This is a genomic window from Duganella kummerowiae, assembly GCF_053572355.1.
This window is the reverse complement of sequence record NZ_JBKFEH010000005.1, coordinates 24,633-46,689: the sequence shown is the minus strand read 5'-3', so window position 1 is coordinate 46,689 and position 22,057 is coordinate 24,633. Positions and strand designations below refer to the sequence as shown.

The 22,057-nt window shown below is 65.9% G+C and carries 17 protein-coding genes and 1 tRNA gene; 11 read left to right on the top strand and 7 right to left on the bottom strand.

Going from position 1 to position 22,057, the window contains the following annotated elements:
• The first annotated feature begins 34 nt into the window (after positions 1-34).
• The 5 genes from ACLB1G_RS04900 to ACLB1G_RS04880 all read left to right on the top strand — a co-directional run bounded on the left by ACLB1G_RS04900 (position 35) and on the right by ACLB1G_RS04880 (position 4,830).
• Positions 35-1,357 (top strand): rhamnogalacturonan acetylesterase, encoded by a 1,323-nt coding sequence (locus ACLB1G_RS04900; RefSeq protein WP_491626068.1) that lies wholly within the window; start codon positions 35-37, stop codon positions 1,355-1,357.
• A gap of 99 nt (positions 1,358-1,456) precedes the next feature.
• Entirely contained in the window at positions 1,457-1,834 is a 378-nt protein-coding gene (locus ACLB1G_RS04895; RefSeq protein ID WP_491626184.1) for a cupin domain-containing protein, read from the top strand.
• 4 nt (positions 1,835-1,838) lie between these two features.
• A complete protein-coding gene (locus ACLB1G_RS04890; RefSeq protein ID WP_491626067.1) occupies positions 1,839-2,753 on the top strand; it encodes a GntR family transcriptional regulator in 915 nt (304 codons plus the stop codon).
• A complete protein-coding gene (fucP, locus tag ACLB1G_RS04885; RefSeq protein WP_491626066.1) occupies positions 2,746-4,029 on the top strand; it encodes an L-fucose:H+ symporter permease in 1,284 nt (427 codons plus the stop codon). The genes ACLB1G_RS04890 and fucP overlap by 8 nt, the downstream gene beginning before the upstream one ends.
• 21 nt (positions 4,030-4,050) lie before the next feature.
• Complete coding sequence (locus ACLB1G_RS04880; protein ID WP_491626065.1) at positions 4,051-4,830, top strand: L-fucose dehydrogenase; 780 nt, start codon at positions 4,051-4,053, stop codon at positions 4,828-4,830.
• 16 nt (positions 4,831-4,846) lie between these two features.
• Here the strand turns inward: ACLB1G_RS04880 and ACLB1G_RS04875 are convergent, their stop codons facing one another.
• On the bottom strand, positions 4,847-5,080 hold the full coding sequence (locus tag ACLB1G_RS04875) for a DUF2798 domain-containing protein (RefSeq protein WP_491626064.1): 234 nt from the start codon (positions 5,078-5,080) through the stop codon (positions 4,847-4,849).
• 101 nt (positions 5,081-5,181) lie between these two features.
• On the opposite strand from ACLB1G_RS04875, the gene ACLB1G_RS04870 reads away from it, so the two are divergent.
• Positions 5,182-6,108, top strand: a complete 927-nt coding sequence (locus ACLB1G_RS04870) for a LysR family transcriptional regulator (RefSeq protein WP_491626063.1) — start codon at positions 5,182-5,184, stop codon at positions 6,106-6,108.
• A 59-nt stretch (positions 6,109-6,167) separates the two neighbouring features.
• Positions 6,168-7,475, top strand: coding sequence for a DUF1593 domain-containing protein (locus tag ACLB1G_RS04865; RefSeq protein WP_491626062.1), 1,308 nt, complete (start codon positions 6,168-6,170; stop codon positions 7,473-7,475).
• A 58-nt stretch (positions 7,476-7,533) separates the two neighbouring features.
• Here ACLB1G_RS04865 and ACLB1G_RS04860 read toward each other — a convergent pair whose 3' ends face one another.
• Positions 7,534-7,734, bottom strand: a complete 201-nt coding sequence (locus tag ACLB1G_RS04860; protein ID WP_491626061.1) for a hypothetical protein — start codon at positions 7,732-7,734, stop codon at positions 7,534-7,536.
• A 203-nt stretch (positions 7,735-7,937) separates the two neighbouring features.
• Between ACLB1G_RS04860 and ACLB1G_RS04855 the strand changes: the two genes are divergently transcribed.
• Complete coding sequence (locus ACLB1G_RS04855; RefSeq protein WP_491626060.1) at positions 7,938-8,591, top strand: TetR/AcrR family transcriptional regulator; 654 nt, start codon at positions 7,938-7,940, stop codon at positions 8,589-8,591.
• A gap of 83 nt (positions 8,592-8,674) precedes the next feature.
• Positions 8,675-9,448: a DeoR/GlpR family DNA-binding transcription regulator gene (locus ACLB1G_RS04850; RefSeq protein ID WP_491626059.1), complete on the top strand. Its 774-nt coding sequence runs from the start codon at positions 8,675-8,677 to the stop codon at positions 9,446-9,448.
• A gap of 81 nt (positions 9,449-9,529) precedes the next feature.
• Here ACLB1G_RS04850 and ACLB1G_RS04845 read toward each other — a convergent pair whose 3' ends face one another.
• The 3 genes from ACLB1G_RS04845 to ACLB1G_RS04835 all read right to left on the bottom strand — a co-directional run bounded on the left by ACLB1G_RS04845 (position 9,530) and on the right by ACLB1G_RS04835 (position 14,765).
• Positions 9,530-11,905, bottom strand: a complete 2,376-nt coding sequence (locus ACLB1G_RS04845) for an alpha-L-rhamnosidase-related protein (protein ID WP_491626058.1) — start codon at positions 11,903-11,905, stop codon at positions 9,530-9,532.
• A gap of 43 nt (positions 11,906-11,948) precedes the next feature.
• Positions 11,949-14,270 carry a TonB-dependent receptor gene (locus ACLB1G_RS04840; protein WP_491626057.1) on the bottom strand — a complete coding sequence of 774 codons (2,322 nt, stop codon included), beginning with the start codon at positions 14,268-14,270 and terminating at the stop codon, positions 11,949-11,951.
• A gap of 132 nt (positions 14,271-14,402) precedes the next feature.
• Positions 14,403-14,765 carry a hypothetical protein gene (locus tag ACLB1G_RS04835; RefSeq protein ID WP_491626056.1) on the bottom strand — a complete coding sequence of 121 codons (363 nt, stop codon included), beginning with the start codon at positions 14,763-14,765 and terminating at the stop codon, positions 14,403-14,405.
• A gap of 336 nt (positions 14,766-15,101) precedes the next feature.
• Here ACLB1G_RS04835 and ACLB1G_RS04830 point away from each other — a divergent pair, with 336 nt between their 5' ends.
• The gene (locus ACLB1G_RS04830; protein ID WP_491626055.1) at positions 15,102-17,960 is read left to right on the top strand and encodes a glycosyl hydrolase; all 2,859 of its coding nucleotides are present in this window, start codon (positions 15,102-15,104) and stop codon (positions 17,958-17,960) included.
• The gene (locus tag ACLB1G_RS04825; RefSeq protein WP_491626054.1) at positions 17,957-20,197 is read left to right on the top strand and encodes a beta-glucosidase; all 2,241 of its coding nucleotides are present in this window, start codon (positions 17,957-17,959) and stop codon (positions 20,195-20,197) included. Before ACLB1G_RS04830 ends, ACLB1G_RS04825 begins: the two co-directional genes overlap by 4 nt.
• 266 nt (positions 20,198-20,463) lie before the next feature.
• On the opposite strand, the gene ACLB1G_RS04820 is transcribed toward ACLB1G_RS04825, so the two are convergent.
• Both ACLB1G_RS04820 and ACLB1G_RS04815 read right to left on the bottom strand, forming a co-directional pair.
• Positions 20,464-20,556: transfer RNA gene (locus ACLB1G_RS04820), tRNA-Ser, on the bottom strand.
• Positions 20,557-20,670: 114 nt separating this feature from the next.
• Entirely contained in the window at positions 20,671-21,918 is a 1,248-nt protein-coding gene (locus ACLB1G_RS04815; RefSeq protein ID WP_491626053.1) for an aspartate kinase, read from the bottom strand.
• Positions 21,919-22,057 lie beyond the last annotated feature (139 nt).

The following is a 22,057-nucleotide window of genomic DNA, read 5'->3' as shown; positions in this document are numbered from 1 at the left end:
AATGCCGCTCATCCATCGCACCCGGAAGCGCGCCATGTCCCCTGCCCTGCCCATGTTGAAGAACCCGTTGATGAAAATGCCGGCGGCCCCGCTGGCGAAGTTGCTCAGGAATGCGCTGCCATGCGCCCTGCTGGCCTGCTGCATGCCGGCGCTGGCCGCCAGCTACGTGCTGGCCCCGGGGCTGGCGCCGGCGGCGGGCGAGATCGCCGTCGCCCCCGGCCAGGCCTGGGACGCAGCGCGCGGCTACGGCTATACCAGCACCCCGGGCGGCAACGAGCAAGCCTTCGCGCTGCAGGCCGCCCCCGGCGACTACCGGGTGCGCGTCACCCTGGGCGCCAGCCATGCCGCCAGCCGCACCACGCTCTGGGCCGAGGACCGGCGCCTGATGGCCGCCCCGGCGGACCTGGCGCCGGGCCAGGTGCGCAGCGTGGAATTCATCGTCAATGTGCGCGACACGGCCATCCCCGCCTCCGAGCAGGACGCCGCCGGCCGCGTGCCGCGCGTCGGCCTGCGCGGCGACGAGGAGGCCGGGCGCAGCTGGGATGGCCGGTTGACCATCGCCTTCTCCGGCGCCGCTCCGGCCGTGCAGCGCATCGAGGTCGAACCGGTGCGGGCCCGGCGGGTGCTGATCGCGGGCGACTCCACCGTCACCGACCAGGGCGGCGGCGATTATGCTTCCTGGGGCCAGATGCTGCCGCGCTTCCTGCACAACGATGTGGCGGTGGCCAACCACGCACGCAGCGGCGAGACCATGAAATCCTTCGTCACCAGCCTGCGCTGGGACAAGCTGCTGGGCGACCTGCGCGCCGGCGACGTGGTGCTGCTGCAGTTCGGCCACAACGACCAGAAAAGCCAGTGGCCGCGCACCTATGTCGATGCGGCGCGCGCCTACCCGGCCTGGCTGCGCGCCCTGGCCGCCGACGCGCAGGCGCGCGGCGCCAAGGTGGTGCTGATTTCCCCGGTGTCGCGCCGCTCCTTCCGCGACGGCAAAATCGAGAACACCCTGGCCGGCTACGACGACGCGGTGCGCCAGGTGGCGGCCGAACTGAAGGTCCCATTCATCGACCTCACTGAGCGCACGCGGGTGCTGTACCAGGCGCTGGGGCCGGACGCCAGCGCACTGGCCTTCGCCAGCGGCGGCAAGGACAAGACCCACCACAACGCCTATGGCGCCTGGCAGATCGCCAACTACGTGGCGCAAGCCATCACCGATCCCAAAAACGGCCTGGACCTGAAACCGGCGCCCGCCTTCCAGCCCGCCGACCCGGCCCGCCCGGCCGATCCGCGCCACTACGAACTGGCGCCGTCCGACTGGCCGCTGATGCGCGAGGTGGTCACCAGGGTCTCGGGCAGTTGAGCAGGCATGCGGCAGCAGCGCGTACCGGTGGCCCAGCCAACGGCGGCCGGCGGCCAGGCGGTACAATTAGCCTTCCCCAAGCCTACACAGCCCAGCATCATGGATACGCCCGAAATCACCGCCATCACCGCATTCTCGCGCCAGTCCCCGGCACCGCAATACGACCATCCGCGCGAGGAGCGCCGCCTGGCCGGCAATCCGCGCCGCACCACCTGGAACCACTACAGCAGCGCCAGTGGCGACGTCAGCGCCGGGGTATGGGCCTGCGAACCGGGCAGCTGGCGCATCGCCTTCGGTCCGCACAAGGATGAATACTTCTACGTGCTGGAAGGCCGCTGCCGCGTCATCGACGAACAGGGCGCCGCCACCGAAGCCGGCCCCGGCGACGCGCTGGTGATACCAGCCGGTTTCAAGGGGGTGTTCGAGGTGGTGGAAGCGATCCGCAAGCACTACGTCATCATCGACCGGCCGGCCTGACGCCATGGCCCGGCCGCCGACCGTCTTCAAGCGCAGCGCCAACCTGCTGCTGCAGCATATCGCCGGGCATGTGGCCGTCGGCGACACCCTGCCCACCGAGCACCAGATGGCCGGACTCGGGGATGGCAGCCGCACCGCCATCCGCAGCGCCCTGGCCTACTTTCATGAACAGGGACTGATCAGCGACCTGAAGGAACGGCGCCTGGTGCGCAAGCCACAGTCTGGCGATTATTTCGACCTGGCCGAGCTGGAGACCGGCGCCCAGCGCATCCGCCAGGTGCTGATGGAGCGCATCTACCACAGCGACATGCCGCCCGGTTCCGAGTTCTCGGAAGCGGAGCTGGCGCGCGCGTCCGGCACCAGCACCATCAGCGTGCGCGAATTCCTGATCGAATTCTCGCGCTTCGGCCTGATCGAGAAGAAGCCGCGCGGCGGCTGGCGCCTGTGCGCCTTCGACCACTCCTTCGCCATGGAGCTGGCCGACGTGCGCCAGATGTTCGAGCTGGCCGCCATCGAACGCTACGGCCAGCTGGCGCCGGACCATGCGGCCCACGCCACCGTGGCCGAACTGATACGCCGCCACGAGCAGCTGGGCTCCGTGATGCCGGCCCGGCACCAGGACTTTCCGGCGCTGGACAGCGACTTCCACCTGTTCCTCATCCGGCTGCTGCACAACCGCTTTGCCCAGGGACTGTACGACACGGTGTCGCTGGTGTTCCACTACCACTACCTGTGGGACAAGGATGGGGAACAGGCCCGCAACCAGTATGCCGTGCACGAGCACCTGGACATCCTGCGCGCGCTGGCGCGGCGCGACATCGCCGCCGCCACGCAAGCCATGCGCATCCACCTGAGCTCCTCGCGCAGCACCCTGCTGGAAGGCATACACAGCAGGGAAATGAAGGCGCACCGTGTCTGAGGCCGTGCAGCAGCAGCGCTACGCCTACCCCATGGTCGCCAGCCTGTTCTTCCTGTGGGGCTTCGTGCACAACCTGGATCCGATCCTGATACCGCACCTGAGGCGCACGTTCAGCCTGTCGGTGCTGGAGTCGTCCCTGGTCGATGCCGCCGTGTTCCTCGCCTACTTCCTGATGGCGCTGCCGGCCGGCTTCCTGGTGCGCAGGCTGGGCTACCAGCACACCATCGTCGCCGGGCTGCTGCTGTTCGCCGCCGGCTGCTTGCTGTTCATCCCGGCCGCCGACACGGCGCAATATGCGCTGTTCCTGGCCGCGCTCTTCGTTCTCGCCTGCGGCCTGGCGACCCTGGAAACCGCCGCCCATCCCTACGCCGCCCTGCTGGGCGATCCGGACCGCGCCGCCTGGCGCCTGAACCTGGCGCAGTCCTTCAACGGCCTGGCCGCCATGCTGGCCCCCATCGCCGGCGCGCGCCTGCTATGGCTGCAAGGGGCCAGCGAGGAACAGTTGCAAGCCATGCCGGCCGCAGCACGCCAGGCCGCGCTGGCGGCGGAAGCGGCCAGCGTCAAGGCGCCCTACCTGGTGCTGGGACTGGCCATCGTGGCGACCGCCGTCATTTTCCAGCGCCTGCGGCTGCCGCAGGCGGGCGGCGTCCAGGCCGGCGGCCGGGCGGCCGGCGGCGCGCTGGCCGGTATCGGCCGCGCCTGGCGACGCGCCAGCATACGGCGCGCGGTGGCGGCCCAGTTCTGCTACGTGGGCGCCCAGGTGTGCGTGTTCAGCTTCTTCATCCTGTACGCCGCGCGCGCGGCCGGACTGCCGCACCTGGCCGCCGCGGACTACCTGGGCTGGGGCTGCGGGACCGCCTTCATGCTGGGCCGCTTCGTCGGCACCTGGCTGATGCGCCGCATCGAGCCGGCGCGCCTGCTGCTGGCGTACGCGCTGGCCAGCGCCGTACTGTCGCTGCTGGCCATGTTCGGCAGCGGCATGGCCGCCGTGTACGCAGTGGTGGCCATCGCGTTTTTCATGTCCATCATGTTCCCCACCATCTTCTCGCTGGGCCTGCGCGGCGCCGGACCGGACACGGACATGGGCAGCAGCCTGGTTGTCATGTCCGTCGCCGGCGGCGCCGTGCTGCCGCTGCTGTTCGGCGCCCTCAGCGACGCCACCGGCAATATCCAGCACGGCTACGCGGTGCCGCTGTGCTGCTTCCTGGTTGCCGCCTGGTTTGCCCGCAGCATGCTCGGGCCGGCGCCATGCCCTGCGGCTGCCTCATCACCTTGACCACCCTGGACGGAATCCAACATGGACTTGCAACTGCAGGACAAAGTCATCATCGTGACCGGCGGCGCGCGCGGCATAGGCGCTGCCGTGAGCAGGGCGCTGGCGTCGGAGGGCGCCATCGCCGCCATCGTCGGCCGCGATGCCGCCGACAACGCGCATGCCGTGGCCGCCATCGCGTCAGGCGGCGGGCGCGCCAGCGCCGTGCAGGCCGAGCTTACCGTGCCGGAAGCCTGCGAGGACGCCGTGCGGCAGGTGCTGGAACGCCATGGCCGCATCGACGGCCTGGTGAACAACGCCGGCGTCAACGACAGTGTCGGCCTGGAACACGGCAGCTACCAGGGCTTCGTGGACAGCCTGCACCGCAACCTGGTGCACTACTACCTGATGGCCCAGCATGCACTGCCGGCGCTCAAGCGCAGCCGCGGCGCCATCGTCAACATCAGCAGCAAGACAGCGGAAACCGGCCAGGGCGGCACCTCGGCCTACGCCGCCGCCAACGGCGGACGCAACGCCCTGACCCGCGAATGGGCGGTCGAGCTGCTGCCGTATGGGATCAGGGTCAACGCGGTGGTGGTGGCGGAGTGCGACACGCCGCTGTACCGCCAATGGCTGGTGCGCCAGAGCGACCCGGAGGCGGCGCGCCAGCGCATCTGCAGCCGCATCCCGCTCGAGCAGCGCATGACAGCGGCGGCGGAAATCGCCGACACCGTAGCCTTTCTGCTCAGCCCCCGTTCCAGCCACACCACCGGCCAGCTGGTCCACGTGGACGGCGGCTATGTGCACCTGGACCGCGCCCTGTGAACGTGCGATGGACACACTAGGGACGCACGCTGAGCGCCACCAGGCGCGCTACCAGGGGCCGCACCAGCAGGATGCACAGGAAGGCTGCCGGCATGGCGATGCGGTAGGCATACATCACATTTCTGAAGTAATCCGCGCCGTAGCCGAACTCGGCCAAGGTGATGACCAGGCACATCAGGAATGACATGATGGGCGCCATGTACAGCGCAAAAACATAGGGAGCGTAGCGTTGAGGGAGCTTGCGGAGCATGGCGGTTCACCTGTAGTTGAGTAAGCACGCAGACTACCATTGCCGCATGGCATGTAACAGCAGGCCAGCGCTTGCTTGTTCCGTAAGCTAAACTTACGAATATGAATATCATTGGCTCCATTAGCAGTTTTGTGAGGGCGGTCGACACCGGCACCATCGCGGCGGCCGCGCGCGCCCTGGGCATCAGCGCCGCGGCGGTCAGCCAGAATATCGCCCGGCTGGAGGCGCATGTGGGCACGCGCCTGCTGGCGCGCACCACGCGCCACATGGCCTTGACCGAGGCCGGCAGGCTGTATTACGACAAGGTGCGCCACATTCCGCGCGAGCTGGACCTGGCGCGCCAGGCGGTGGCCCCGGGCGCCGACCTGCAGGACCATCTACGCATCGCCACCACCTCCGCCTTCGGCCGCCACGTGCTGGCGCCGCTGCTGCCGGGCTTCCAGCGGCGCTATCCGCTACTGACCATGGAACTGGTCAGCGCCGACCACCGCATCAACCACCTTCAGGAGCACATCGATGTCAGCATCCGCATTGCGGCCCAGCTGGACGAGCGGCTGGTGGCGCGCCCGATCGCCGCGCGCCCTTTCCTGGTGTGCGCGGCGCCCTCCTACCTGGCGCACGCCGGGCGCCCCGCCACACCGCACGAGCTGCGCCAGCATGCCTGCCTGGTGCTGCGCTATCCCACCGACGGCCGCTTCCTGCCCTGGGGCTTCGTGCAGGACGGCGTGCGCTTCGACGCCCCGCTCAATCCGGTGATGGTCAGCGACGACATCGACATGCTGGCGCAGATGGCCGTGAACGGCGGCGGCGTCACGCGGCTGGCCAGCTTCGTGGCCGCGCCCTTGATCGCACGCGGCCTGCTGGTGCCGCTGTTCGACCAGCACGGCGCCGACGCCACCGCCGTGCCCGAGCCCATGCAGATCTATGCCTGTGTGACCGACCACGCGGCGCTGACGCCCAAGGTACGGGCCCTGATCGGCTACCTGTCCAAGGCCCTGGACGGGAACAACGCGCCCCCCATGGAATGACACGGTGGCGGTGCGCACAGTATGCTAGAGTAAGCGGCATGAACAAGCGGCCCCCTTGCATGACCACGCCCACGCCTATGCGCTGGCAGCGCCGCCGCCTGCTGTCCGCCCTTGCCCTGTCGCTGCCGATGGCCGCGCTCGGGCTGCCGCCGGCCCCGGCGGCGCGCCCGCGCGTGATCGTGTCGACCGACATCGGCGGCACCGACTTCGACGACTTCCAGTCGCTGGTGCACCTGCTGCTGTACAGCGACGTGATCGCCCTGGAAGGCATGATCGCATCCCCCTGGGGCGTGGCGCGCGACCGCAAGCACCACCTGCTGGAACTGATCGATGTCTACGCCAGGGATTATCCCAGGCTGCGCACCTGGTCGGAGCACTATCCGGCGCCGGACCAGCTGCGCGCCATCGCCAAACAGGGCGGCCTGGACCAGGCCGGCCTGTTTGGCTGGGGCCAGCCCACCGAGGGCTCGCAATGGATCATCGCGCGCGCCCGTCAGCCCGATGCGCGCCCGCTATGGGTGCTGCTGTGGGGCGGCTTCGAGGACCTGGCCCAGGCCCTGCACGACGCCCCCGACATCAAGGGCAAGCTGCGCGTCTACATGATCGGCGGCCCGAACAAGAAATGGTCGGCCACCGCCTACGACTACATCGCCCGCGAGCATCCCGACCTGTGGGTCATCGAGAACAACAGCACCTACCGTGGCTGGTTCAGCGGCGGCACGCAGTCCGGCGACCTGGGTAACGCCGCCTTCGTCCAGCGCCACGTCAAGGGCATGGGTGCGCTGGGCGACTATTTCGCCGCCATCGCGCCCAGGATCAAGATGGGCGACTCGCCATCCCTGGCTTACGTGCTGGGGGCGCACCCGGAAGACCCGGCCGCGGGTGGCTGGGGCGGCAGCTTCGTGCGTGCCTGGGAGCGCCCGCGCGTCACCTGGAGCACGCCGCCGACGGTGGCCGACATGGTGGAGACCTTCGCCATCATCGAACTGGTCTACCGGCCGGAGGGTGCGGCGCCGGCCGCGGCACACGCGGCCCTGGTGGTGGACCAGCAGGAATTCCCCGGCTTCCAGGGCGTGGATGGCGCATGGCATTTCCTGTTCTCGCCCAAGGAAGACAAGGCCTGGTCGTACCGCATCGCCAGCAACCATCCTGGCCTGGACGGCCAGCGCGGCGGCTTCACTTCGCGCGCCGCGCCGCAGGAGCGGGCAGGCCAGCCGTCCAGCCGCTATCCCAACTGGTGGACCGACGATCCCGCGCCCGAGCTGGGCGACGGCCAGAACCCGGGGGTGAAGACCATCAGCCGCTGGCGCGAGCAATTCCTCGGCGACTACGCCGCACGCCTGCGCCGCGCGGCTGCCCCGGCATAAAGCTGCCCCAGGATCGCAAGGCAGGGGGCGGAGCCCGGACTGCCCGTTCAGAGCACGTTTATGCCAGCGCTTCCTTGGCCGCCTGTTCCGGCGACAGGCCGTCGTAGAACTGATCGGTAAACCATTCGATCTGTTCTTCTATGTGTTCCTGGGCCTGCGCGACAGTGGCGCCGCCTTGCACCAGCCAGCCTTCGACCTCTATGCACCAGTGAATCAGGGCCAGGGTTTCCTCGTCCAGGTCGTCTTTTTTCTTTGCCATGCGGTCTCTCCTTGTTCACTCGTAATGACGGCCGGGGCGCCTACCGCGCCCTCCCCGGCTTCAGTATAGCCGCGCCGGGGCGCCATATTACGCCAAAGCATCAATCAATTTTCGGATCATTCTGCCTCCCGGCTTGTACGCTCCCCCTCGTGCAGATAGAATTGTTCAAACGTTTGTTTTAATAGTTCTGAACAGGAGCGTCTGTGCCATCTTCACCATCACGCAAGGTCCGCACTGGCGGCCAGGTATCACGCGAGAAAATTCTCGACACCGCGCTGGGTCTATTCGTCCGAAAAGGATATGCGGGCACCTCGGTGCGCGACGTCGCCGGGGCGGCCGGGGTGAATCTCGCCGCCATTTCGTATCACTTCGGCGACAAGGCAGGGTTGTACCAGGCTGCCCTGCACGAATTCCTGGTGGACGAGGAACATCCAGCGCCGCCCGATATCACGGGCCTGACCCTGCAGGACGCCATGCGCCTGTACATGCGCACGGTGCTGCAGCCGCTCAGCAAGGGACGGCGCGCGCTGCTGACGGTACAGCTCCGGGTGCGCGAGTACGTCGAGCCCAGCGGCCTGCTGGCCGAAGTGACGGCGGACCGTGACCGCGTCTACCAGTTCCTGCTCGACATCCTGACCAGGCACTTCGGCCTGGACACGCCGGACGACGACACCCAGGCGCTGTCCTTCTCCATCTTCGCGCTGATCGCCCATATTTATTCCGCCCAGGACCATCTGCTGGCCATGCGCCCGGCGCTGCTGGAAGCGCCGGCGGCGGCGTCGGCATGGGAAGACCGTTTTACGGCCTACGCGCTGGCGATGGTGGCAGCGGAAACCGCGCGCCGCGGCGCACGCTAGGTCCGGCCGGCAGCAACCCATTACAACAATCAAAAGACATCGCTTCCCCCCGACAACGAACAGGTGAGTGTAGAGGAGACCACGTGAACCATGACCGTCATAAAACCCTGCTGAAGCTGCTGTCCACGCAGCAGTGGGTCAGTGTTAGGCAACTCGTCGAAGAACTCGACGTCTCACCGGCCACGGTGCGCCGCGATATCAATTCCCTTGCGGACCGCAAACTGCTGACGCCCATCCGGGGTGGCGCCCGTGCGCTGCTGCGCAAGCCGCCGCCCCAATTGGCTGGCGACATGTTTGGCAAAAGCCTGTTTTCCAGCACCGCCCGCAAGCGCGGCATCGCGCGCCACGCGGCCTCCCTGTGCAAGGACGGCGACACCATCATCATCAATGGCGGCAGCACCACTTTCATGATGACGGAATACCTGGCGGACCGGCAACTGACCATCCTGACGAACTCTTTCCTGATGGCCCGCCACCTGATCGCCAACAGCGCCAACGACATCGTGATCCCCGGCGGCGAAGTCTATCGCGAGCAAAACATCATCCTGGGCGCTTACGACAGCGACGTCACCCGGTATCACTACGCCAGCAAGATATTCACCAGCGCTTACGGCCTGTCCCTGCTCGGACTGACCGAATCCGATCCCATCGTGATCGACGCCGAAAAGCGCCTGATGGGACAAGCCGATGAGTTGATCGTCCTGGCCGACAGTTCCAAATTCGGCCGGAACGCGGGACTGATACTGTGCGAACTGGACAAGATATCGACCGTCATCACGGATACCGATGTCAGCGACAGGGCGGTGCGCATGCTGGAGGACCAGGGCATCAAGGTCGTCACCGTCCAGCCGCGCTAGCCGGTGCGCGGCCCGCCCGCCGGCTTGGCGGGCGGCGGCACGCCACCCCGGCCGCGCAGCCGGGGGGCTTGCTTGGCATGCTCAATCAGGATCGGCAACCGTCAGCACGGTGTGTTCCTGCTTCAATGCATACTCCTTGCCACGCCAGCTGAAAACGGCGCCCAGGCCGGGCGGCTTGCTGATTTCCGCTCGCAGCTTGCCCTTGGCCCGCCGGTACGACACGCTCACCGGTCCCGACGGGGTCTGGGCGGTGGCGTCCAGGCGCTTGAGCCGGCCCAAGCTGGGCGCGATGCGGGCGCGGGCATACCCAGGTGCGTCCGGCCGGATGCCGGCGACGATCTCCAGCAGGTCGGCGGTCGGATGGCCGGTCCATGCGTGCGTATCGGACCGCGTGTCGCCGCCCTCTTCCGGCCAGGTGGAGAAATTCAGCGCCAGCAGGCCGCGCCAGGTCTGCATCAGCTCCAGGTAGGCGTCTCCATGGCCGACGTGCGCCAGGGCGCGGCCCACATACCAGGCGAAGTAATAGCTGGCCTGTATCACCTCGCTGGGCGCGGTAATGCCCTGGTCCGTCGTGATGTGCCGGATGATGGTGTCCGCCTGCGCGCGCGTCGCCACGTCGTACAGGATCGCCAGCGCATTGGTGTGCTGGGAAAACTTCGTCAGCGACGGATCGTCCGCGTACAGGTGGCGCTCCTCGCTCCAGCACTGCGCGCGCAGGGCGTTGCTGATTTGCGCGGCGCGCGCGGCCGCCGTTGCGCCCTGCGCCGGGTCGCCCAGGGCCCGCTCCAGGCCCGCCATCTGCTGCAGCGCGCCCAGGTAGAACAAGGTGGTCAGGCAGGACTCGCCATTGCCATCGAAGCTGGGGAACTGTTCGCGCGCCATGCCGACCCAGTCGACAAAATTCCAGGTCGGATTCTTGCCCAGCAAATTCGATGGCCGCAAGTATTTTTCATACCAGGCCATCACAGCCCGAGCGCGCGGCAGGTTGCGCACCACCACGGCGGTATCCGGGTAGCGCTGGTAATAATCGTCCAGCATGGCGATCCACAGCAGCGAAAATGGCGCGATGACATTGCGCCCGCGGCTGGGATAGGCCCCTTCCGTCAGCCCGCCCTGGCGATCCGACCAGCCTATGGTATCGATGGCGTTCACCGCCAGGCGGTTATCGCCCGCCACCGCATAGGAAATCAGCGCCTGCAATCGGGTGTCGCCCACGTATTGCAGCTGTTCCCAGTACGACGAATCCATATAGGTTTCATGCGCATCGATGCGGGCGGTGCGCCAGCCGATGCTCCAGATCTGGTTCAGCTCGGCATCATCGGAAACGAACTTGCCGGCCTGCTCGAACGGGTAACCGGTCTCGTAGGTTTCCAGGTCGCGCAGCGTGAGCGGCGCGTCCCGGGTTTCGATATCGAGTTCCACGAATCGCCACACGCGCCAATGCAAGGGTTCGAAGACACGCTCGCCGCCATCCGCAGTGAGCAGGTCATGGATGCCCTTGATCTCGCGCGTGCCTACCTCATCCCGCTTGCCTTTTTTGCCGTCCTTGTCATACAAGGCTTCGGCATAAGTCATCTTGATGACCGCGCCTTTGCCACCCGCCACGGATAGCCGGGGGAAGGCGGCCACCATGGCGCCCTGGTCCAGCAATATCCTGGTGCGCGTATTGGCCGGAATGACCAGTGCAGCCTGGGGAAACCTGGCCGCGTCGGGCAGGTCCGCGCGCACCACTTTGCCGCTGCCTATCTTGCGGTATGCCATATCGGGAAGCGGATCGGCGGTCAGGGTCCATGGCGCCGGCCGCCCGGGGTCCAGCGCCGGCACCGCCGCCGTCCAGCCATCGGCCGCCTGCACCGGCCCGGTGGTCCAGTTCCAGTCGGCGCTGGCGGCGTCTATGATTTCCGGCGCGCTGGCGACATAGTACAGCCCCTTGAACTGCTTGTTGATCTGCCCCATGCCGGAAGCGCTCTTGTGGCCGCGATCCAGCTTGACCTGCCATTGCGGTCCGCTGTTCAGGCCACTGTGCTCGCCCGCCTCGGCCTGGAAGTAAAAGCCGGTGCGCGCACTGATCTGCGACATTGGCCCGGACGGCACGGAAAAATTCCACACCACGGCGGCAATGTCGTTATCGCCCGCGTGCAGATAGGGGGCGATATCGACGCGCTTGTAGCGCCAGTGCGCGAGATCGCTGGTGGCCGGCCCCCTGACGACGCGCTGGCCGTTCACGTACAGCACGAAGCGGTTGTCGGCGCTCACGCGCACCCACAGCGCATCCGGCTTGCCCGCCAGCGCGGCGTGCTGGCGGAAGTGCAGCACGCCGGAAGGCGTATTGCGCACTTCCGGATGGCTGATCCAGACCGGGGCCGCGCCACTGTCCTGCGCGCCCGCCACCAGGGGCGCCAGCAGCAGCGCGGCACTGCACAGGATGGCCCGCGCGGCGCGGGGTACGGCGGTCACTACTGAATACAAGGACATTCTCAAGCTGGTCTCCAAGGCTGCGTTACTGGTCGAAATCGTAGCGCAGGGTCACACCGACCTTGCGCTGCGCCGGCGCACCAAGCGTGCGGTAGCCGCCGGACAGGCCGCCCATATACAGCAGCTTGCCGCTGCCGGCATTGTGGCGGTCAAAGATATCTTGCGCCCACAGGCTCACTTCCCAGCGGCGCTCGCGGTCGCGCAGGCCAAGGTAGAGGTCGATCGGCGTGAACGAGGCCATCCGCTCGTTACGCGCCAGGTTGTAGCTGGGCGGCACATAGCGCACCAGGCCGCGCACGAAGCCTTCATGGTCGCCCACGCCCCGCGCATACTCCGTTTGCGCCGATATATTCAGCTTGCCCGCTTCGTTTTCCTGTGCATCGGCCAGGGGGCGGTTGCTCTTGCAGACGGAAATCTGCCTGCCAGGCTGGACGAAGGCGCCGGCATTATCGGGGATGCCGTCGTTGTTGCTGTCGTTGCAGGCCAGGCTGGCATTGTCGTAGTGCGCATCGACATAGCTGAATGACATCTGGGCGCGCCAGTCCGGCAGTATGTTCCAGATGGCCGTGGCTTCCACGCCGCGTGCGATGACGTCGCCATTGGTGTTGAGGTTGATCGCGCCCGTGCCGGCGTCGGCCGGATAAGTGCCGCCCGGTCCCGGCCCGGCGGCCTCGCCGGCCACGGCGCCGGTGCGCACCTGGATAGAGTTGGCACGGCCGATGTAGTCCTTGATCTTCTGCTGGAACACGTCGGCGTTGAGTATCAGCTTGCGGTTCATCAGCGAGGACTTGAGCCCCAGCTCGAAGGAGCTGGTTTTCTCCGGCTTGTAGATGATGTAGTCGGGATTGAGTCCGGGCGCCGTCACGAAACCGGTGCCGCCGCCGGGGCGGTAGCCGCCGGCATAGCTGGCGTAAGCCATGACGGATTTGCTGAAGTTGTGCTTGTAGCTGGCCGAGCCGGTCCAGCGCTTGCCTTCCTGGTGGGCCAGGTTCTCCGGCAAGGAAGGCGAGGCGCTGCCGAACAGGGTCAGGTACTGCTGCGAGTAGGACTCGTTTTTCTGGTAGCGCGCGCCGATCTCGATGTTGTCATTGCCGGTCACCGCAAAACGGTGGTTGGTGAAGAAGGCCGTGCCCTTGGAATACACGCCCGGTGCGGTCCCCAGTTCCAGCGCCACCGTCAGCGGCGGACCGTAGGGCACCGGGAAGTAGTAGGCAAAGGGCTGCGTCACGTGCGAAGCGATGTCGGACTTGGACGCATACACGCCAACCATGTAGTTCCAGAAGCCCTCACCGGTGGATTCGAAGCGCAGTTCGTGGGTGCGCTGCTTCGACTTCAGCTGCACGATCTGCGGACTGATATAGCCGGTGATGACGTTGGTGAGGTCCTGGTCGCGGTCCGCGTTTTCCCTGCTTTGCTGGAAGCCGCCGATATAGCTGAGCTTATGGTGCTCCAGTGTCCACGTCAGGTTCAGCGAGGTCAGTTCAGCCTTGTTGTAGAAGTCGTACTTCCCTTCGATCACGCTGGTCCGGTCGTCCGCCGTCAACGCCGGGCCGGCGCCCTGCCCCGCCACCGGCGCGCCAGTGTTGATCGGGTAGTTGACCACCTTGTTGGTCAGCTGCTGGCGCACCAGCAGCGCTTCCACGTCCTTGACCGGCTGGTACAGCACCGAGATGCGGCCGCCATCGGCCTTGTCGCTGTTGTCGCGGCCATTGGCGACGTTATGCACGCCATTCGAGGATTTGTTGTACACCCCGGCGACACGCACCGCCAGCTTGCCTTCGATCAGGGGCACGTTCACGGCGGCCTGGGTATTCCACAGGCTGTCCGAGCCCCAGGTCTGGTTGATCGTGCCTTCGATGCCGGTGAGGCTGGGCATGCGGGTCGCCACGGTGATGGCGCCGGCGGGCGAGGTCTGGCCGCGCAAGGTGCCCTGCGGGCCGCGCAGCACTTCCACGCGCGCGATATCGAACAGGCTGCGGAAGGCATCGGAAGTGGAAATCGGCGTCTCGTTCCAATATATCTGCACGGTGGGGCTGGCGCCGGTATCGGGGTCGAAGGTCACCCCGCGCAGCGACACGTTTTGTCCGCGTCCATCCGCGCTGTTCAACACCAGGCCGGGGCTCAGCTTCTCGACGTCGGCGAACTGCTGCACGTTCATCTTCTGCAAGGTGTCGCCGCTCAGGGCGTCCACCGACATGGCCACCGACTGGATACTTTCCTTGCGCTTGGATGCAGTCACCACCACCTCGGGTATTTCACCGGTGGTAGCTGGCGGTTCCTGGGCCATCACAGGGAATGCGACGGCCAAAGCGGCGGCGCATGTGGATAATTTGATTGCTGTATTCATGTTGTCGTCTCCTGGCAGGCACGATGTACCGGCGTGACGATGCCGTCATCGCGATCCGTGACTTTTTTATTGTGGGCGCCACGCCGCGGATGCGGCGTGGCCTATGGGAGTGGGCGGCGCTTGCCGCCTGGCTTATTTTTTCTTGGCCGCGTCAGCGCCCGGCGGGGGCAGCTTGGCGAGGTCGGCGTCGATGGCGGCCAGCACCGCGTCGGTAAATGCTTCCGGCGCAAATTCCTGCAGCGAGCGCAGCGACATATTGCGCGCCTGCTCGATCTGGTCATCCTGGCCGATGGCGGGAATGTGCTTGACCAGGACCGCCTTGGCTGCCGGGTAGTCCAGGATTTCGCCCACCGTCGAGTCGGACGACAATTTGGCTTGCTGCTGCGCGCTGCCTGCCGCCTTGTCGCCGGCAGGCGCCTGGGCCTGAGCCTGGACCTGGCCAAACGCCAGGCCGAACATCACCGCGATCATTGCGCCCAATTTTTTGCTTTGCATTGCTATCTCCATTTTTTTAATCTTTACGAACACGCGTGCCGCCTGCTCCTTTCCAGCGGCGCGCTTCACCTGGTGCAGCTTCATTTCCAGTAAAACGCGCTGGCAAAACAGTGTCAATCCGCCGGCAGCGGGCGTGGCGGCTGGAGTCGAAATAATCAGCGCAGTGAGTCAAATCGTCTCATTGCGGCACGCAATGTATCGATTCTTCATGAACTTGATCGCCTGTTGATTGACACTGCCAGTTGCTTTACTTAGCCTCGTGCGAACCGATCAGCCTGTGCACACACCATGGTCCAGGCCAGGAAAGAAGAACATTAAAAAAGGAGATGCCACAGCATGAAGCTAGACCGTAGGGAATTCGTCTCATCGCTGCTGGGCGCAGCAGGACTGGCCGTCTTGCCGGCCAGCTGGGCCGGCCCCGCCCGCACCTTCCGCCAGGCCTTCGAGCAACCTCCCAGCGAGGCCAGGCCATGGGTGCGCTGGTGGTGGCCGGGCGGCGTGGTCGAGGACGAGGAACTGCGCCGCGAAATCGGCGTGCTCCATGCGGCCGGCTTTGGCGGCGCCGAAATCCAGGCCTTCAATCCCGCCATACCCAAGCTCACGCCGGAGGAACGCGCGCGGCTGCATGATTTCGCCAATGCCCGCTTCCTGTCCCACCTCGACGCATGCACCGGCGAAGCGCGCAAACGCGGCATGCAGATCGACAGCACCTTCGGTTCGGCGTGGCCATCGGGCGGCGGCTTTGCCGTCACGCCGGAACTGGCCCTGCTGGAGCTCACGGCGGCCGTCACCACGGTCAGCGCGCCGGCAGTTGGGCCCATCCGCTTGAAGATACCCGATATCAGCAAAAAATTCGGCGCCATGTCGGCGCTCGATGCCCGCACCCAGGACCCGCGTGCGCAAGGCTGGCGAGAGCGGCTCAATGCACGCCAGAAAATCGTGGCGGTGGTGGCGGTCAAGGGCGCCGCGCCCGCGCTGGAGAACAACAGGAATTTCCGTACCGCCGTGGTCAAGGCGCCGGGCGCCATCGCAGCCGGTCCTGGCATCGTCCTCACCGAGCAGCTGGGGCCGGACGGCGTGCTGCACTGGCAACCGCCCGCCGACGGCAGCTGGCAAATCATCGTCTTCAAGCAGTTTGCCGTGGACAGCTCGGTGATGGCAGGCGTGGGAGAAGGACCGCAGCTGGTGCTCGATCACTTCAAGCGCGCCGCCTTCGATGCGCACGCCCAGCGCATGGCGCAGGGCCTGCTGCCCGCGTCCGGGAAGGCGGCCGCGCTGCGTGCGACCTTCGTCGACAGCCTGGAACTGATGCCGGACATGTACTGGTCCGAAGACTTGCTGGCGCAGTTCCAGGCGCGCCGCGGCTATGACCTCACGCCCTATCTGCAGCACGTGCTGCAGCGCGGCTGGATGGAAGCCTGGAACCAGCATGCGGCGCTGCCCTACTTTGATGCGGGCGAGGTGGGTGAGCGGGTGCGCGCCGACTACCGCCTGACCGTGTCGGAATTATTGGTCGAGAATTTCTGGCAGCCCTACGCCGACTGGAACCACCGCCATGGGCTGCAGGCGCGCATACAGGCGCATGGCGGACCCAGCGACGTGCTGCAAGCCTATGGCGTGGCCGATATCCCCGAGACAGAGGACCTGGAGTCCGGCGCCGAGACCCACTTCCTGCGGCTGGCCAGGGCCGCCGCCGACCTGTATGGCCGCCGCCTTGTCAGTTGCGAAAGCCTGGTCTGGGCCGGCAAGTCGTTCGAGATCACGCCCGCGCAATGGCTGGCGCGCGTCAACCTGCTGTTTGCCAGCGGCGTCAACAGCCTGGTCCTGCACGGCTTCCCTTACGCCCTGCACCAGGAAGCCTGGCCCGGCTGGTATCCGTTTGCTCCCAGCGCCTTCCTGGCAGGCTTCAGCAGCATGCTCAGCGAGCAGAATCCCTTGTGGGCGGCAGTGCCGCAATTGACCGCCTATGTATCCAGGCTGCAGGGTGTGCTGCAGCATGGCCGCAATGCGGTTCCTGTCGCGGTCTACCTGGGCGAAATCGGCTATTTCCACGGGATGGAACCGGCAGCCACGCATGCCATGCTGGAGCGCCTGCTGGCGGACGGCTACGACTACGACAGGATCAATGACCACGCCATCCTGCGCAGCCGCGTGCGCGGCAAGCGGCTGGAGACACCGGGCGGTGCGAGTTTCGCCGCACTGGTCCTGCCGGCGCGACCCGGATTGCGCTCGGCAACGGCGGACAAGCTGGCCGAATTCGCCCGGGCCGGCCTGCCCATCTTCTACGCCGATGCGCCGCCATCGCGCGCCGAGGGCTATGCCGACGCCATCCGGCAGGACGTGGTGGTCAGGGACGCAGTGCAGCGCACGCTGGGCCATGGTGCGCAGATTTGCCCGGCCACTGCGCTGCCGCAGGCCTTGCGCCAGGCGGGCGTGCCGCCCAACCTGACATTCGTCGGCGACCCGTGCCTGTTTGTGGAAAAAACGCTAGCTGGCCGCTCGGCCTACTTCCTGCACAATCCCGAGGGCCGGACTGTGACGGTGGAATTCGCCACCCGGGCCAAGGGCATACCGCAGCGCTGGGACGCCCTGACCGGCGAGTACAGCGCGGTCCGGCACCGCCAGCACCAGGGCGCCGCACAGGTCACTGTCGATATCGCGGCTGGCGGCGCCGCACTCATCGTGTTCGGTGAGCGCGCCGCAGCTGCCGGCGCGGACAGCGCTCCCATCGGCACGCTGGACCTGAGCCAGGGCCCGTGGACTATGAAGGTGGACGGACACGGACGCAACGGGCAGCCTATGCAGCGCGAGATGGCGCTCTCCGAACTGAAGGACTGGTCCGCCGTGGACGGACTGGCCGGGTTTTCCGGTGCGGCCACCTATGCGCAGGAGGTGTCCGTGCCTAGCGACTGGCTGCGGCCAGGACACCGGGTCCGGCTGCAGCTGGGACAGCTACATGATATGGCCGTGGTCACCATCAACGGCAAGCAGGCTCCGGCACTGATCGCGCGTCCATATGACATCGACATCACGACCCTGCTGCAAGCGGGCAGCAACCGGTTCAGCATACGGATACTGAACAGTCCCAACAACGCCATGATGGACCCGAAAAAAGCCGGGCTGAAGGACTTGAAGCAGCAGCCAGCCGGGCTGCTGGGCCCCGTCACACTCGTACATGGAAAGGCAAACCTGTGATCAAGCATACCCATACACCGCAGGCGCTGCTGCTGGCAGCGCTGTGCCTAGCGCCGCCAGCCGTCCTGGCGCAAGCAGTCCCCGCTCTGCAATCCGAAGTGGACACGCGCACCGAGGCCATCGTGTCGCGGCTCACGCTGGATGAACAACTCGGTCTGCTGAAGAGCCTGTTCCCGGCCTTCCAGAAGAAAATCCTGCCCGCCGATGCGCTGATCGGCGCCGGCTACATACCCGGCATAGAGCGCGTCGGCCTCCCCTCCTTGCGCGAGACCGACGCCGGCATGGGCGTGGCCAACCTGCTCAACGCCAGGAAGGATGACGTGGCTACCTCCATGCCATCCATGCTGGCGGTGGCGGCGGCGTGGGATCCGCAACTGGCCTATGCCGGCGGCGCGATGATAGGCGCGGAAGCCCGGGCCAAGGGCTTCAACGTGCTGCTGGCCGGGGGCGTCAACCTGATACGCGATGCGCGCACCGGCCGCAACTTCGAATATCCGGGCGAAGACCCGCTGCTGGCCGGTGTCATGGCCGGCCATGCGATAGCCGGGGTGCAGAGCAATCACATCCTGTCCACCGTCAAGCACTACGCCATGAACGACCAGGAAACAGGGCGCAATGTGCTCAATGCGAAGATAGGCGAAGCGGCCATGCGCGAGTCGGACTTGCTGGCCTTCCAGCTGGCGATAGAGATCGGCAAGCCGGCGGCGGTGATGTGCGCCTACAATCGCGTCAACAGCGTGTATGCCTGCGAAAACGAGTTCCTGCTCAATACCGTGCTCAAGGGGGACTGGAAGTATCCGGGATGGGTACAGTCGGACTGGGGATCGGTGCACAGCACGGCGGCGGCCGCCAATGCGGGACTGGACCATCAGTCCGGCTATATCCTGGACCGCAAGCCCTATTTTGGCGAGCTGCTCAAGACGGCGGTACAGGACGGTGAAGTGCCGCGCGAGCGCATCCGCGACATGAGCTACCGCATCGTCCGCAGCACCATTGCCACGGGCCTGCTGGACCATCCGGTCACGCTGGCAGGCCAGGCTATCGACTATGCGGCAAACGCGCTGGTGAGCGAGCGCGCGGCCAGCGCCGGCATCGTGCTGCTCAAGAACGCCGGCGGCGTGCTGCCCATCGCAGGCGGTGTGAGATCCATTGCCGTGATCGGCGGGCATGCCGATATCGGCGTGCTGTCCGGCGGCGGCTCGTCCCAGGTGCGGCCGGTGGGCGGACCGGCGCTGGAAATCAAGCCGCCAGGCAACGCGGCCGCCTTTGCCCGCATCACCTATTTCCCGTCGTCGCCGCTGAAGGCGCTGGAACGGCGCTATCCCAAGGCGGCAGTGGCATACGCGAGCGGCGAAGACATCGGGGCGGCGGTCGAGCTGGCCAGTAAGGCCGATCTCACCATCATCTTTGGCGAGCAATGGACCACGGAAAGCGAGGACGTCCCCAGCCTCGACTTGCCCGGAAGGCAAAACGAGCTGATAGACGCGGTGGCCAGCGCCAGCCGGCGCACCGTGGTGGTCCTGCAAACTGGCGGGCCGGTAAGCATGCCGTGGAAGGACAAGGCTGCGGCCATCGTGGCGGCCTGGTATCCGGGTTCCGCCGGGGGCAAGGCCATCGTCAACGTGCTATCGGGCGACAACGATGCGGCGGGACGTTTGCCAGTCACCTTCCCGGCCAGCGTGGAGCAGCTGCCGCGTCCGACGATTCCCGGCCTGGCAGCGAAAACCAGCGCCAAAGGCGAGATCGTGTATGGCCTGGCGTCCGGCCTGAAGGAATTCGACGTCGACTACGATATCGAAGGCTCCGACGTCGGCTACCGCTGGTTTGCGCGGCAGCAGCTGGAGCCCCTGTTCGCCTTTGGCCACGGCCTGTCGTACACCCGCTTCAGCTACCAGCAGCCGCGCTTCGGCGGCGCGGACGGCTTGACGCTGACCTTCAAGGTGAGTAACGTCGGCCGCCGGGCCGGCGTCGATACGCCCCAGGTCTATGCAGCCGTCCCGGGCCGGGATGGGAAGCCGGTGCAGCGCCTGGCGGGATGGGCGCGTGTCGCGCTCAAGCCCGGCGAGTCGAAGTGGGTGAAGGTCAGGCTGGAGCCGCGCGTGCTGGCCAACTATGATACCGCGCTGCGCAAGTGGGTCATCCCGGGCGGGACATGCAAGGTGGCCATCTCACGTTCCGCCACGGCGCCAGTGCTGGGCGTGGACTTGTTGCTAAAGGAACGGCAGTTGGCGCCTTGAGGGTGGGACATGCTGTTGTGCCGCACTCATATTGGCGGCTCTGTTTGTTTACTGATAGTCCCGAAAGTGTCTATCGCGCTGTAGATAAGGCAAGCATCGCGCTTCCTAGGCGCGCTGGGGCCAACGCACCCCGTTGGCGCGATGCGGCAGCAAATGGGCGATTCGGGGAGCCTCCGCGCCCGCCAGGGCGCTCCGTCTTCGAATCCCACCTCTCGTCCGGAACAAATAAAAAAGCCTCCCGCAGGGGAGGCTTTTTTATTTGTTCCTGGCGGAGACGGTGGGATTCGAACCCACGATACAGGTTTTGCCCGTATGCTTCCTTAGCAGGGAAGTGCCTTCGGCCACTCGGCCACGTCTCCTAGTCGATTTCTCAACCATGCCTTTCCACTAAACCACCGCAGATCGGACGACCGCCATAGTATAGACCCGACCTCTGTTGGTCAAGGCAGCCACGCGGTATTTTTGAAAAAAAATCAGGCTTTTTCCAGTTCGAACGCCTTGTGCAGCGCGCGCACCGCCAGTTCCATGTACTTCTCGTCGATCAGCACCGAAATCTTGATCTCGGAAGTCGAAATCATCTGGATGTTGATGCTCTCTTCCGACAGCGTGCGGAACATCTGCGACGCCACGCCTACGTGCGAACGCATGCCCACGCCCACTACCGAAATCTTCGACACCTTGGCGTCGCCGGTGATGCTGGCGGCGCCCAGCTCGGCCTTGGTGTTGTTCAGCACGTCGATGGCGCGCTGGTAGTCGTTGCGCGACACGGTGAACGTGAAATCGGTCTTGCCATCCACCGACTGGTTCTGGATGATCATGTCGACTTCGATGTTGGCGTCGGCCACTGGGCCCAGGATATGGTAGGCCACGCCCGGACGGTCAGGTACGCCCAGCACGGTGATTTTGGCTTCGTCACGGTTGAACGCGATGCCGGAGATGACTGCTTGTTCCATGTGTGTATCTTCCTCAAACGATATCAGGGTGCCCGAATTGGCTTCGACTTCGATGTCCAGCAGGGGGTCGGTCAGCGACGACAGCACGCGCGTGGGCACGCGATAGTTGCCGGCAAATTCCACCGAGCGGGTCTGCAGGACCTTGGAGCCCAGCGAGGCCAGTTCCAGCATTTCCTCGAACGTGATGGCCTTCAGGCGGCGCGCTTCCGACACCACGCGCGGATCGGTGGTGTACACGCCATCGACGTCCGTAAAGATCAGGCACTCTTGCGCCTTCAGCGCAGCGGCGATGGCCACGGCCGAGGTGTCCGAGCCGCCACGGCCCAGGGTCGAGATATTGCCGTTGTCGTCCACGCCCTGGAAACCGGTGATCACGACGATCTTGCCGGCGGCCAGGTCGCGCCGCACTTTCTCGTCGTCGATGGACTGGATGCGGGCCTTGGTGTATGCGGAATCGGTTTTAATCGGCACCTGCCATCCGGCGTAGGACACGGCGTCCTTGCCTATCGCTTGCAAGGCCATGGACAGCAGGCCCACCGAGACTTGTTCGCCGGTGGAGGCGATCATGTCCAGTTCACGCGGGTCGGGCTGCGACTGGATTTCCTTGGCCAACGCAATCAGACGGTTGGTCTCGCCGGACATCGCCGACGGCACCACCACCACCTGGTGTCCCGCGTCATGCCACTTGGCGACACGCCGCGCGACGTTCTTGATACGTTCCGTCGAACCCATCGACGTCCCGCCGTATTTGTGCACGATTAAAGCCATAACAGTGAGTTTCCGCTCAAATATGATGTAAAAGGAACCCTTTACTCTACATGCCGCAGTGCACCGTGACAAGTCATAAAACTCATATTGCTAGACAGTATGCGCATATGTACATGCATTTTGAGCGGGATAGACCAGG

Excerpts from the sequence above, each read along its gene's own strand:
- ACLB1G_RS04880 (WP_491626065.1), top strand. The coding sequence starts at position 4,051 with ATGGACTTGCAACTGCAGGACAAAGTCATCATCGTGACCGGCGGCGCG.
- ACLB1G_RS04865 (WP_491626062.1), top strand. The coding sequence starts at position 6,168 with ATGACCACGCCCACGCCTATGCGCTGGCAGCGCCGCCGCCTGCTGTCC.
- ACLB1G_RS04890 (WP_491626067.1), top strand. The coding sequence starts at position 1,839 with ATGGCCCGGCCGCCGACCGTCTTCAAGCGCAGCGCCAACCTGCTGCTG.
- ACLB1G_RS04870 (WP_491626063.1), top strand. The coding sequence starts at position 5,182 with ATGAATATCATTGGCTCCATTAGCAGTTTTGTGAGGGCGGTCGACACC.
- ACLB1G_RS04875 (WP_491626064.1), bottom strand. The coding sequence starts at position 5,080 with ATGCTCCGCAAGCTCCCTCAACGCTACGCTCCCTATGTTTTTGCGCTG.
- ACLB1G_RS04830 (WP_491626055.1), top strand. The coding sequence starts at position 15,102 with ATGAAGCTAGACCGTAGGGAATTCGTCTCATCGCTGCTGGGCGCAGCA.
- ACLB1G_RS04835 (WP_491626056.1), bottom strand. The coding sequence starts at position 14,765 with ATGCAAAGCAAAAAATTGGGCGCAATGATCGCGGTGATGTTCGGCCTG.
- ACLB1G_RS04895 (WP_491626184.1), top strand. The coding sequence starts at position 1,457 with ATGGATACGCCCGAAATCACCGCCATCACCGCATTCTCGCGCCAGTCC.
- ACLB1G_RS04840 (WP_491626057.1), bottom strand. The coding sequence starts at position 14,270 with ATGAATACAGCAATCAAATTATCCACATGCGCCGCCGCTTTGGCCGTC.
- ACLB1G_RS04815 (WP_491626053.1), bottom strand. The coding sequence starts at position 21,918 with ATGGCTTTAATCGTGCACAAATACGGCGGGACGTCGATGGGTTCGACG.
- ACLB1G_RS04860 (WP_491626061.1), bottom strand. The coding sequence starts at position 7,734 with ATGGCAAAGAAAAAAGACGACCTGGACGAGGAAACCCTGGCCCTGATT.
- ACLB1G_RS04900 (WP_491626068.1), top strand. The coding sequence starts at position 35 with ATGTCCCCTGCCCTGCCCATGTTGAAGAACCCGTTGATGAAAATGCCG.